This is a genomic window from Micromonospora sp. WMMA1947 (genome assembly GCF_027497355.1).
Lineage (GTDB): Bacteria > Actinomycetota > Actinomycetes > Mycobacteriales > Micromonosporaceae > Micromonospora.
In genome coordinates this window covers 5,863,537-5,875,382 of record NZ_CP114909.1, presented here as the reverse complement: position 1 = coordinate 5,875,382, position 11,846 = coordinate 5,863,537, and the positions used below count along the sequence as shown (strand labels likewise).

The window sequence follows — 11,846 nt, the reverse complement described above, 5'->3', positions numbered from 1 at the left end:
GCCGCCCGCCGCGTCGTCTACGGTTTCCCGGTGACCGCACCGCCCCTCGACCCGCCGCACGGCCCCGGCGACCCCGCCGTCGCCGCGGAGCTGGCCGCCGAGGTCGACGGTGTGGTGCCCGCCGACCCGGGCACCGGCGAACAGACGAGTGGCTTCACGGTCCGGCTGGACAACTTCACCGGCCCGTTCGACCTGCTGCTCCAGCTGATCAGCAAGCACAAGCTGGACGTCACCGAGGTCGCGCTGCACAAGGTCACCGACGAGTTCATCGCGTACCTGCGCGCCATGGGCGACCAGTGGGACCTGGACGAGACCAGCGAGTTCCTGCTCGTCGCCGCCACCCTGCTCGACCTGAAGGCGGCCCGGCTGCTGCCCTCGGCCGAGGTCGAGGACGAGGAGGATCTGGCGCTACTGGAGGCGCGGGATCTGCTGTTCGCGCGGCTGCTGCAGTACAAGGCGTACAAGGAGGCCGCCGCGCACATCGCCGAGCTGGAGGCGGTCGGCGGCCGGCGCTACCCGCGGGCGGTCACCCTCGAACCGCGGTACGCCGAGGCGCTGCCCGACCTGGTGCTCGGCATCGGCCCGGAGCGGCTGCGCGCGCTCGCGGTCAAGGCGATGAGCCCGAAGCCGGTGCCCGAGGTGTCCATCGCGCACGTGCACATGGTCCGGGTCAGCGTCCGGGAACACGCCGGCATCATCGCCGACCGGCTGCGCCGCGCCGGGGTCGCCACGTTCTCGCTGCTCTGCGCCGACTGCGAGATGACGCTCGAGGTGGTGGCCCGGTTCCTGGCGCTGCTGGAGCTGTACCGGCAGGGCCTCGTCGCCTTCGTGCAGGAGCAGGCGCTCGAGGAACTGACCGTCCGCTGGACCGGCCCGGTCGACGGCGAGGCCGAGCTGACAGTCGACGAGTACGCCGGCAGCCCCGAACCGACGACCACGTCCACCCCCGTCGCGGACGCCGCCGCGCCGAGCGATGCCGACGCATCCGACGCCGCCGTGCCCGCCGAGGCGGCGGACGAACCCGCACCGACGCAGGAGTGAACGGATGAGCGACGAGGAACGCCGCGACTCCCTGGCCGACCAGGCCGCCGCATGGGTGCCCCCGTGGGAGCGCCCCGCCCCACCCAGGCCCGCCCCGGACGACTCCGACACGGCCGCCGAGCAGCCCGAACCCGAGACCCCGGACACCGCCGACTCCCGGGAAGCGGATCTCGACGCGACACCGGATTCCTCGGCGGATCTTGGAAGCGAAGGGCCCTCGGAGGGGCCCGTTCCTCCCAAGATCGCAGCGGCCGGGGCGGATCTTGGTACGGGAGCGCCCTCCGGAGGGCGGGACCGTACCAAGATCTCGGGGGAGAGCGGGGCCGGCGGCGACGGCCGGCGGGACGGCGACGCGGTTGCGCAGGAACCGGGGGACCGGGTGAGCGGGGGAGCGGGGGCTGACGGCGTACCCCCGAAGCGGGGACGGCGGCGAGCCGCGCCGGAACCGCCGCCCGCGCCGGTCCTGGACGACGCGGAGCTGCGCGGCGCCCTGGAGGCCATCCTGCTCGTGGTGGACCAGCCGGTCAGCGAGATGGTCCTGGCCGAGGTCCTCGAACAGGCCCCGGAGCGGGTCGGCGCGATGCTCGACGAGATCGCCGCCGGATACACCGCGGCCGGGCACGGGTTCGACCTGCGCCGGGCGGCGGGTGGCTGGCGTCTCTACACCCGGCCGGAATACGCGACGTACGTGGAGCGGTTCGTACTGGACGGGCAGTCCGTGCGGCTGACCCAGGCCGCGCTGGAGACCCTCGCGGTGGTCGCCTACCGGCAGCCGGTGACCCGTTCGCGCATCTCGGCCATCCGGGGTGTCAACTGCGACGGGGTGCTCCGTACCCTGGTGGGTCGCGGCCTGGTCGAGGAGTGCGGCACCGAAGCGGACAGCGGGGCCTACCTCTACCGGACCACCACCATGTTCCTGGAGAAGCTGGGGCTGAACTCGGTGGACGACCTGCCGCCGCTCGCCCCGTTCCTTCCCGACGACGTAGAAGAGCTTGCCGATGCGACGCGATGACCGTGCCCCGAAGCCCGACGCCCCCGTGTACGAGGGCGCCGAGCGCCTCCAGAAGGTGCTCGCCGCCGCGGGGGTGGGTTCCCGGCGCGCCTGCGAAGACCTGATCTTCCGGCGCCGGGTCACCGTGAACGGGCGGGTGGCGCAGCTCGGCGACAAGGCCGACCCGGCCCGCGACGTGATCGTCGTCGACGGGGAGCGGCTGCAGGCCGACGTCCGCCTGGTCTACGTGGCGATGAACAAGCCGCGCGGCGTGGTCACCACCATGGCCGACGAGAAGGGCCGCACCGAGCTCGCCGACTTCATCGGCGCGCGGCTGGAGCAGCGGGTCTACCACGTCGGGCGGCTGGACGCCGACAGCGAGGGCCTGCTCCTGCTCACCAACGACGGCACCCTCGCCCACAAGCTCATGCACCCGTCGTACGAGGTCCTCAAGACCTACCTCGCCGAGGTGGCCGGGCCGATCCCGCGCAACCTGAGCAAGCGGCTGACCGCCGGCGTCGAGCTGGAGGACGGGCCGGTGAAGGTCGACGGGTTCAAGCTGGTCGACACGCTCGGCAAAACCGCCCAGGTGGAGCTGACCCTGCACGAGGGGCGCAAGCACATCGTCCGGCGCCTGATGGCCGAGGTGGGACACCCGGTGAGCCGTCTGATCCGTACCTCGATCGGTCCGATCAAGCTCGGCGACCTGCGCACCGGGCGGATGCGGCGGCTCACCAACGCGGAGGTCGCCGCCCTGTTCAAGACGGTGGGTGACTGACCCCGACGATCGGGGTACGGCTCCCGGTAGGCTTCGACGCGGTCCGCGGGCCCGGCACACGCCGGCCCGGCGGGACGCCCGCGCGGCGCGGGCATGATTGACGACAGAACCATCCGCTCAACGGCGCCGGACACACCGGGCGACCTGCGAGGTACGGGCTGAGGAGGACAACGGTGGAGGAAAACGTACCGGCCGGGCGATGCGTGGTCGCTGTGGACGGGCCGTCCGGTTCGGGGAAGTCCACCGTGTCGCGGCGACTGGCGACGGGCCTCGGCGCCCGTTATCTCGACACCGGCGCCATGTACCGGGCGCTGACCTGGGCGGTCCTGCGCTCCGGCGTGGAACTCACCGACGCCGAGTCGGTCGCGAAGGTCGCCGCCGAGGCCGACCTCCGCATCGGCACCGACCCCCAGGGGTACGCCGTGACCGTCGACGGCACCGACGTGTCCACCGCCATCCGCGGCTCCGAGGTGACCGCAGCCGTCTCCGCGGTGGCCGCCGTCGCCGCCGTACGCGAGCTGCTGGTGGACCGGCAGCGGCGGGTGATCGCCGACGCGGGCCGGATCGTGGTCGAAGGCCGGGACATCGGCACGGTGGTCGCGCCGGACGCGGACCTGAAGGTGTACCTGACCGCCTCCGAGGCGGCGCGCGCGAAGCGGCGCAGCGCCGAGGACGCCGCCGACGTCGCGGCGACCGCCGCCGACCTGGCCCGCCGGGACCGCCTCGACTCGACCCGCAAGGTCAACCCGCTGCAGCAGGCCCCCGACGCGGTGGTGCTGGACACCACCGAGCTGGGCATCGACGAGGTCGTGGCCCGACTGCGGGAGATGCTCACGGAGCGGGGTGTCGCGTGAGCGGGTTTTCGCAGGTGCCGCAGACGCGAACGAAGGGCGGCTCGGCATGAGTGACGACGATTTCGGTGGCTGGGTGGAGCTGCGCGAGCCGGAGGTCGACTCCGGTGAGCCGGCCGGTCCGCAGCCGGTGGTGGCAGTGGTCGGCCGCCCCAACGTCGGCAAGTCCACGCTGGTCAACCGCATCATCGGCCGCCGCCAAGCGGTCGTGGAGGACATCCCCGGCGTGACCCGGGACCGCGTGCCCTACGACGCGCAGTGGAACGGCCGGTCGTTCACCGTGGTGGACACCGGCGGCTGGGAGCCCGACGCCAAGGACCGGGCAGCGGCCATCGCCGCCCAGGCCGAGATCGCGGTGGGCACCGCCGACGTGGTGCTGTTCGTGGTGGACGCCATGGTCGGCGCCACCGACGTGGACGAAGCAGCGGTGAAGATGCTGCGCCGCAGCGCCAAGCCGGTCATCCTCATCGCGAACAAGGCCGACAACACCACCATCGAGATGGAGGCCACCTCGCTGTGGTCGCTCGGCCTCGGTGAGCCGTTCCCGGTCTCGGCGTTGCACGGCCGCGGCTCCGGCGACCTGCTCGACGCCATCATGGACGCGCTGCCCGAGGCGCCGAAGATCGTGGAGAACCGGCCGCGCGGCCCGCGCCGGGTCGCACTGGTCGGCCGCCCCAACGTGGGCAAGTCCAGCCTGCTCAACCGGTTCTCCGGCGAGGAGCGGGCAGTGGTCGACTCGGTCGCCGGCACCACAGTCGACCCGGTCGACAGCCTGGTCGAGATCGGCGGCGAGACCTGGCAGCTGGTCGACACCGCCGGCCTGCGCAAGCGGGTCGGCAAGGCCAGCGGCACCGAGTACTACGCCAGCCTTCGTACCGCCTCGGCGATCGAGGCGGCCGAGGTCGCCGTGGTGCTGCTCGACTCCAGCGAGGTGATCAGCGAGCAGGACCAGCGGATCCTCACCATGGTCGTCGAGTCGGGCCGGGCGCTGGTCATCGCGTTCAACAAGTGGGACCTGGTCGACGGCGACCGCCGCTACTACCTGGACAAGGAAATCGACCGGGAACTGCGCCGCATCCCCTGGGCGATCCGGCTGAACCTGTCCGCGAAGACCGGCCGCGCCGTCGACAAGCTCGCACCCGCGCTGCGCAAGGCGCTCGCCAGCTGGGAGACGCGCATCCCCACCGCGCAGCTCAACCAGTGGCTCACCGCGCTGGTCCAGGCCACCCCGCACCCGGTACGCGGCGGACGCGCACCACGCATCCTGTTCGCCACGCAGGCCGGGGCGGCCCCGCCGCGCTTCGTGCTGTTCACCACCGGTCCGCTGGACGCCGGCTACCAGCGCTTCGTCGAGCGCAAGCTCCGCGAGGAGTTCGGCTTCGAGGGCAGCCCGATCGAGATCTCGGTACGCCCGCGCAAGAAGCTGGGCCCCGGCGGCCGGGGCAAGGCCCACGGCTGACCCGCTCCCTGCTGGCCGCCCTGTCGTTGTCGCGCCCACCCTCCTAGGACGCTCTAGGGGGTGTGGCGTGCGGCGCGGGAGGGGCCTCTGCGCACGGTACGAAGATCCTGCGCTAAGCTGTACCGGCTGCCGCGGGGGAGACCTGGCGGGGGCATCGGGACGTGGCGCAGCTTGGTAGCGCACTTGACTGGGGGTCAAGGGGTCGTCGGTTCGAATCCGGCCGTCCCGACAGTAAAACAGCAGGTCAGGGCCTTGATTCACTTCGGTGGGTCGAGGCCTTCTTGCTGTTCCGTCTCACAATTCATCACGTACGCGCGTACTGCCGAGTTTCGTGTCACGGGAGTCAGCCGAACAGGCCCGATTCGAGGTGCTCGGCCGCCACCTTGAGGTGGCTGCTGTCCGGGTGGACGTAGACCCGCTTGGCCAGCGTGCCGCCGTCCGCGTGACCGGCCCAGGCCGCCAGCACGACGTCCGGTACTCCGGCGCCAGCGAGGTAGGTCAGGCAGGCGTGCCGGGCGTCGTAAGGTCGGACCCTACGGACTCCGACCTTAGCCATCAGCTCATACAGCCGGCGGCGAAGCCAGTCGGTGCGCTGCGGTTGGCCGAGTTCGTCGACCAGGACATATCCGCTGTCGACGTAGACGTCGCCCGCCTTCAGTCGTTCCTTCTTCTGCTGGGTCTGGAACGCCTTCAGCGCCTTGGCGACCGTCGCCGGCATCGGCAGGCCGCGTTTGCCGGCCGCCGACTTGGCCTCCTTCTCCTCGACCTCGCCATCGACGAGCGTCCGCGTGTTCTCCCCGGCCGCGATCGTGCCGGCCTCGAAGTCGACATCGGACCAGCGGAGGCCACATGCCTCAGCGGGCCGCAGGCCCATCAGCGACAGCAGGCAGGGGGCGTAGAGGCGTTCGGCGGTGATGCCGGTCAGGAACGCCTTCACCTCCTCCTGGGTCCAGGGCTTGCGCTCCGCCCGCGCCTCAATGGCAGCCTTCGCCGCTGCCCTCGGGATAGCCACGAACGCTGCGACGTTCCGCACCACGAGCTGGCGGCGAACCGCGACGTTCAGTGCCGTCCGGAGCCGGCCGAGAGTCAGACGCACCGACCGGACACCCAGCCCCGTTCCCGGCTTGCCGCCGCGGCGCCGGCCCTCCGTCAACATCCAGTCGATCAGCGCCTCGATGTCGGCCTCGGTGATGTCCTGGAGCGGCTTACCACCGAGACGGGCCCGGACCGGGAGGAGTGCGTCGCGGTAGTTCGCCGCGGTGGCCTTCTCGACATCGCGGGTGGCCGACGTCAACCACTCGTCGAGGAACTCGTCGACGGTGATCTTGCCGGGCTTGACGTACGTGCCTCGGTCGGTCTCGTGCTTGATCCGCGCGTACTCCGCCTTAGCCTCCTTTCTGGTGTCGAAGGTGTAGGTCCGCTGGTCCCGACGTCCGTCCGGCTTGCGCCCGACGTCGATGACGAAGCGGTAGCGGGTCTTGCCGCTGCGAAGGGTGATCTTCTTGATCGGGTCCGAGGCGCTCACGTCGGTCCTGTTCCTTCTAGGGAGGGATGGGCTGAGCCCTGCTTCCGTGCGTGAAGCTACTGCGCACTTGTTGTAATGGTACCGAAAAGCGGTACCAAGATGTGGTCCCGGGTTGGTGTGTGAGATGGCGGTTGGTGATAGGCGACGTGGAATGTGGGAACCTCGACTCGTCATCTAGCCGTTCGAGAGTTCGCCGAGGAGTTGAGGCATGCCGCGACAGCGTCCTGTCGCCGAGAACCTGCCGCCGTTGCCGGCGCGCGAGAAGCGGGATCAGCAAGTCAAGATCCGGCTCACGCCTTCGGAGATGGAGAGGCTGGCGGTGATGCGGCCCGATCTCACGCCGTCCGGGATTGTCGCGCTGCTCGTCGACGACGTGCTCGCCGGGCGGTATCGACCGGGATGGGCTGTGCCGCAGGAGTCAGGGCAAACCGACTGATCAACCGCGCGTCCGGTCCGATGAGTCCTCCTGATCGGCGCCGTGCCGGTCGATGCCGACCAGCCTCAGCAGGTCTGCGGTGCGTACGCGGTAGGACGTCCCGATCCGAAGCACCGGACACGGAAACACGTCCTGCTTCGCGAGCTCGTAGGCCTTCGTCCGCCCGACGCCCAGGGCGCGAGCAGCGGTGGACAGGTCGACAATCGCGGGGAGTCGCAGCAGTTCCTCGTGGGTCAGCGAGCTGGTGATCATCTTGCCCAATCCTCCAGGGTGAGGGGAGTGGACGCCGAGGCGACCGGCTGTCGAGGCACCAATTGGCATGCCCTGACACGACGATCCCGGCCGACCATTTCCGGGCGCGCTACCGCCGACGTGGTAGCAGACAACCAGCAGTACCGGTAGCGCTGGGCACGGATCGGAGGAACCCATCCCGCTGCTGCAAGACTGCATCGATGTTGACCCTGCCGGACACGCCCTGCGCGCTGGACCTGGTCCACGAGCCGGGTCGCTGGTTCCGGGTCTTACCGGCTGAGATGTGGAGCGTCGAGGACAACCTCTCGATCGGCAACATGGACTTCTTCGAGTTCGCCGACGCGGCGGACCCGGACGGGGTGTTCCGAGGCTTCCCGTGAGTAGGTGTCGGGATACCAGGCAGCGGCTTCCGAGATGATGTCCGCTGCGTTGCCGAAGAATCCGACCGGGCCGCTACCGGATAGGTCCTTCAGGCTGCGGGATCGTCATCCGGTCGACGCCTCTCGATGCCGGCAGCGCGCTTCAGCGTCAGAGCCAAGCCGACCGGCCGGCCGATCGTCGCGAGTGGCTGCCCACGGCGGGCGGTCCGTCGCGACCTGCTGGTGCTGCTGGATTCGCATTGGTTGCTGGCGACCGGCCGTTGGCCCTGGCGCTCAGCGCCCCCGGTCAGGGCCGTGCGGCACCTCCTTCGGCCGGTACAAGCTGTCTGCCGCGTACGCGCCCATCGCCTCCATCGCGACGACGCCGAGGTCCGTGGCGGCGGTGGTGACGGCTTCATCGGGTAGCAGCACCGCCCGGCTGATCGCCGTCGTGAGTCGCTGGACCGGGACACCGAGCACCGTCTCCGCCGCCACCTTCGACCGTTCGTGGAAGGCCTCCACCAGGCGGCTGGCCATCACCGCGCCGTGCGCCAGGCCCGAGCTGGTTCGGCTGTCTGCCGCCCGCATTGAGCGCCGTCAGTAACATCTTCGAACGTGAGTAAATCTGCCACTGCACTGGGACAGCTCTATGGAGTGACCAGCCAGGTAATGAACGTGATCCTGAAGGAGCTGGGCTACCTGGAAGGTGCTCCGGGCGCCTACGGAGTGACCGAAAAGGGGGCGAAATACGCGTTCGAGAAGGACTATCACCGCGGCCCCGGCGGCTATAGCTGGTACAACCGGGACTGGACGACCAGAACTTGGGATGACGCGATCGTCGACGAACTGCACGTCACCGACGACCTCAAGCGCAAGGCCCAGGAGGCGGTCTCCGCGGCGAGGGCGGCGAAGCGAGTGGCCAAGACGGTTGCCAACGACATCGGCGTCGATGCGGATACCGTCGTCGACAATGCCGCGAATGCGACATCCAGCGGGAAAAAGGCTGGTGTCGCGGCCGCTGGCCTTGCCGTTCTGGCGGGTTCGGCCTATGGAATCTACAAGGCGGCTCCCCACGCCAAGAAGCTGCTGGACGAAAGGGTCGTACCTGGGCTGAAGAATATCAAGGATAAGGTGCTGAGGAAATCGGACAAAGACCCCTGCGAGCCGGGCGCCGTGGACGGGTTGTCAGGCGGCGTCGAGGCGGATTAGGTCAGCGAGCCGCTCCGGGAGGCCGGGCGAGAAGTAGACATGGTCCATCCCCTGCCGGCAGAGTGCGTACCGGGCTCGCTCAGGAGCCGGGTGCACCGCTACCGCCGGGAGCTGACCCGAGACCCAGGCCTCTATCTGGCCCGGCTCGATCGAGTGCCTAGCGGCTCCACGTGCCGCCTGCGTTGGCGACCTGGCGGGCGGTGCTGGTCTGGTGGTAGCCGAGCGCGTCGGCTACCACCGGCGTCGGTGCGGACTGGCAGGGTTGCGTATTCGTTCTGTGCGAGTTCTCCGCTATCAGCCAGCCGCTGTTACAGATTGTGATCGGACCTCTTCGCCATGCCGCGTCAGTAAGCGAGGTTGTGGCGGGTGGTCAGGGTGTCGGGGTGATCGGGGCCCAAGATCCGCAGGCAATCGTCGAGCAGCTTGCGCAGCAGTCGCCGGCGCGGAGGACCTGCTGGCCGAGATCGTTGCGGGTGGCGCGGCTGACGGGTCCGCGCGGGGGCGGTGTACCACGTGCCCACGTGCGCGGCCTGGTCGGTGGTGAACGCGAGTATGCCCGACTCTCCGCACAGAGCCCGGCTTTCCGACCGCCGACCAGTAACGACGAGCATCACCGCTCTGTAGCGCTATGCCGCACTGGTGCTGATTGGCACGTCGATGACGTCCCGTGCGACCACGATCCCGTCCTTGACGATGTAGCACTCGACGACGTGCTCCCCACGGAAGCTGGTTCGTTCGTGCCTCACGCCGGGGCGGCTCGACGAGATGATCTGGCCGCGGATGTTGTTCCGGCGCTCGGCCTCGTCCCCTCGGTTCAGCACCTTCCACTTCACGTCATACGGCTCCGGGACGCTGCACTCGATGATCGTGAAGTCGAGGCCCTTGTTCGCGAGGAGCGGAGTCCGATCGCGGAGCATCATCCGCAGCAGGGTCGGTCGCCAGCCGTTCTGCGTGACCTCGCAGTCGATCGTCACCGAGTGTCCGATGTTGACGGGGAACAGGTTCTCGATGAACTCCTCCGTGTCGCTGAACGACCGGGCGGACTTGGTGGTCTCAAGCGGAACCGCCGTACCGAACACCTCGCGCCACTTCTTGTTCGCAGATGCCTTGCCCCCGTCGGCGATAGCCTCGAGGCACCGGTTGTATGCCTTCTTCGCCTTCGGCTGGAACCGCTTCTTCACCGTGGCACGCTGGTTGCTGCCCAGCGCGAGGTAGTAGTCCTTGTCAGGCTCCTCCGCAAGGAACTTGAAGAAGTCCCGGACCATAAAGTCGAACCAGAGAGACCCCTTGTCGTCGTACTCGGTGGTGGTCGAGAAGAACCGATGTACCAGCGTGTCGATAAGCAGGCCGCCCATGACCACGCCGTTCGTGTCCTTCCACGCCCGGGCCATCCGAGCGAGGTGGCGCATGTTCTTCGACGTGCGATCGTTGCAGTCCTTGGTCGCCGTGATCTCGTGGCGCGGCTTGGTGACCTTCCAGCTCTCGGACTTCGTGTCCGGGTAGTCAAAGGTGCCGTCAGCGTTCTCGAAGGCCGGCTGAACCTCGAACTTGAACTTGTTGCTGGTGAACTGGACCCGCACGACGCACTGGTCGACCTGGATCTCGGTGTTGGGATAACGAGCCTTCAGGTCATCCCGGACGCGGTTGAGGATCCTTCGCGGCCCAGTCTCGCTGTCGTAGCTCGAGCGGAGGCTGGCCGGGAGGATGTAGATCATGTCGAGGTCGGACACCCCACGGATCGCCGTGTGTCGCCCGTAGGAGCCCACCATTAGCCGGTTCGCGGTGGATCCCTCGACCGACCTGAAGTCCTTGTTCAGCGCCTTAGTGATCTCATCCCGACGCGCGGCGATCGTGGTGCTGGCGTCGCCGACCTTCAGGTTCTCGAGAAGGGTGTCGAAGATCTCCGAGACCTTCATGCGGCCGCCTCACTCTCGTTGAGCCGGAGGGCCTCCGGGAGGAAGAGGTCGATCTCGCGCGACGTGAACGTCAGCTCCTCGTTGTTCTTAAGTCCGTCCTGCGCCTTGCCATATGCCTTGGATGTGGTCCTGGGCGCGTCGGCGTAAGCCGTACGCGTAGCCTCTTGGAGCCTGTCACGGCGCTCACGGGCATCGGACGCCGACGTCGCGCCGGACATCAGGTCGGCGATCAGAGACAGGTACGACTCGCGCACGTCCCACAGGCGCGAGGCGATGTCGCGGTGCGCCTCGGACTCCTCGCCGAACTTGAAGCTCTTCGTCGCGAGGGTCAGCGCTGTGACGATCAGGGCGATGAACGACGTGACGAGGCTGGCGATCTGCGGGCTCACGAAGTTCCCGAGCAGCGCCGCGAGGAACGTGCCGGCGCTGGCCGCCGTGAAGACGACAAGTGCAGCCTGCTGGCTGCAATGCTTCCGGAAGCATAGGTCGGCTTGCTTCTCGTGGGTCTTGTGGCCGTAGACCACACGACCGAACGTCTCCCGCACCTGGGCCAACAGGTACTCGTCTCGCTCTGTCTTGACGGCGGGGTCTGTCGCCATCTCTCCCCGTTCGCTAGCGACCAAGAGGGTGCACACCCCCGGTGGGTTCCTTCCCGGCCACACGTGCCGCGGAAGAGCGACGGTCACTGACTATCGCTGCACTCGGACTTAAGTATGGATGGGATCACCGACACCCTTAGTGCCCGAGCAACTCTTCCGCAGCCTCGGGGGGCGGGGGCGGGCCCGTGCCCGGTGGGGTACGGGGAGACTGGCAGCCTCGCGTATTCAACTGGTGCGAGTTCTCCAGGTACGTTGCGCTCAGTGATCAGCTTCCGTCGGCGGTATCAATGGCGCTGCCGGTGTAGACCTGGAGCGTCCCGGTCGCCGAGCCCGGGTCGGCGCAACACCACCGGTCGGCGCAGTATGCCGGTCAGGGGTCTGTAAGCAGCAGCTCGACGGCGCGGGCCCTTCCGCGACCAATTTGCGGGCG

The 11,846-nt window shown here is 68.8% G+C and carries 13 protein-coding genes and 1 tRNA gene; 9 read left to right on the top strand and 5 right to left on the bottom strand.

All coding sequences use genetic code 11. The annotated features are described in order from the left end of the window. Positions 1 to 30: 30 nt before the first annotated feature. The 6 genes from O7604_RS27555 (at position 31) to O7604_RS27530 (ending at position 5,349) form a co-directional block, all read left to right on the top strand. Entirely contained in the window at positions 31 to 1,041 is a 1,011-nt protein-coding gene (locus O7604_RS27555) for a ScpA family protein (RefSeq protein ID WP_269700369.1), read from the top strand. Between the two features lie 4 nt (positions 1,042 to 1,045). Continuing rightward, positions 1,046 to 2,053 (top strand): SMC-Scp complex subunit ScpB, encoded by a 1,008-nt coding sequence (gene scpB, locus O7604_RS27550; RefSeq protein ID WP_269700367.1) that lies wholly within the window; start codon positions 1,046 to 1,048, stop codon positions 2,051 to 2,053. Beyond that, positions 2,040 to 2,810, top strand: a complete 771-nt coding sequence (locus O7604_RS27545) for a pseudouridine synthase (protein WP_281578290.1) — start codon at positions 2,040 to 2,042, stop codon at positions 2,808 to 2,810. The genes scpB and O7604_RS27545 overlap by 14 nt, the downstream gene beginning before the upstream one ends. A 173-nt stretch (positions 2,811 to 2,983) precedes the next feature. Next, positions 2,984 to 3,664, top strand: coding sequence for a (d)CMP kinase (gene cmk / locus O7604_RS27540; protein ID WP_269700365.1), 681 nt, complete (start codon positions 2,984 to 2,986; stop codon positions 3,662 to 3,664). Positions 3,665 to 3,710: 46 nt separating this feature from the next. Continuing rightward, on the top strand, positions 3,711 to 5,120 hold the full coding sequence (gene der, locus O7604_RS27535; protein WP_281578289.1) for a ribosome biogenesis GTPase Der: 1,410 nt from the start codon (positions 3,711 to 3,713) through the stop codon (positions 5,118 to 5,120). A gap of 155 nt (positions 5,121 to 5,275) precedes the next feature. Then, positions 5,276 to 5,349: transfer RNA gene (locus O7604_RS27530), tRNA-Pro, on the top strand. Positions 5,350 to 5,463: 114 nt separating this feature from the next. Here O7604_RS27530 and O7604_RS27525 read toward each other — a convergent pair. Next, positions 5,464 to 6,645 (bottom strand): site-specific integrase, encoded by a 1,182-nt coding sequence (locus tag O7604_RS27525; RefSeq protein WP_281578288.1) that lies wholly within the window; start codon positions 6,643 to 6,645, stop codon positions 5,464 to 5,466. Positions 6,646 to 6,853: 208 nt separating this feature from the next. Between O7604_RS27525 and O7604_RS27520 the strand changes: the two genes are divergently transcribed. Next, positions 6,854 to 7,081 carry a hypothetical protein gene (locus O7604_RS27520; protein WP_281578287.1) on the top strand — a complete coding sequence of 76 codons (228 nt, stop codon included), beginning with the start codon at positions 6,854 to 6,856 and terminating at the stop codon, positions 7,079 to 7,081. Here the strand turns inward: O7604_RS27520 and O7604_RS27515 are convergent, their stop codons facing one another. Then, the gene (locus tag O7604_RS27515) at positions 7,082 to 7,333 is read right to left on the bottom strand and encodes a helix-turn-helix domain-containing protein (protein ID WP_088947537.1); all 252 of its coding nucleotides are present in this window, start codon (positions 7,331 to 7,333) and stop codon (positions 7,082 to 7,084) included. It lies immediately after the preceding gene. 200 nt (positions 7,334 to 7,533) lie between these two features. Here O7604_RS27515 and O7604_RS27510 point away from each other — a divergent pair, with 200 nt between their 5' ends. Then, positions 7,534 to 7,713 carry a hypothetical protein gene (locus tag O7604_RS27510; RefSeq protein ID WP_281578286.1) on the top strand — a complete coding sequence of 60 codons (180 nt, stop codon included), beginning with the start codon at positions 7,534 to 7,536 and terminating at the stop codon, positions 7,711 to 7,713. A 273-nt stretch (positions 7,714 to 7,986) separates the two neighbouring features. On the opposite strand, the gene O7604_RS27505 is transcribed toward O7604_RS27510, so the two are convergent. Next, positions 7,987 to 8,229 carry a hypothetical protein gene (locus tag O7604_RS27505; RefSeq protein WP_281578285.1) on the bottom strand — a complete coding sequence of 81 codons (243 nt, stop codon included), beginning with the start codon at positions 8,227 to 8,229 and terminating at the stop codon, positions 7,987 to 7,989. 78 nt (positions 8,230 to 8,307) lie between these two features. Between O7604_RS27505 and O7604_RS27500 the strand changes: the two genes are divergently transcribed. Next, the gene (locus tag O7604_RS27500) at positions 8,308 to 8,901 is read left to right on the top strand and encodes a hypothetical protein (protein ID WP_281578284.1); all 594 of its coding nucleotides are present in this window, start codon (positions 8,308 to 8,310) and stop codon (positions 8,899 to 8,901) included. Positions 8,902 to 9,527: 626 nt separating this feature from the next. Here the strand turns inward: O7604_RS27500 and O7604_RS27495 are convergent. Further along, on the bottom strand, positions 9,528 to 10,817 hold the full coding sequence (locus tag O7604_RS27495; RefSeq protein ID WP_281578283.1) for a hypothetical protein: 1,290 nt from the start codon (positions 10,815 to 10,817) through the stop codon (positions 9,528 to 9,530). Continuing rightward, positions 10,814 to 11,416, bottom strand: a complete 603-nt coding sequence (locus O7604_RS27490) for an SLATT domain-containing protein (RefSeq protein ID WP_281578282.1) — start codon at positions 11,414 to 11,416, stop codon at positions 10,814 to 10,816. The genes O7604_RS27495 and O7604_RS27490 overlap by 4 nt, the downstream gene beginning before the upstream one ends. Positions 11,417 to 11,846 lie beyond the last annotated feature (430 nt).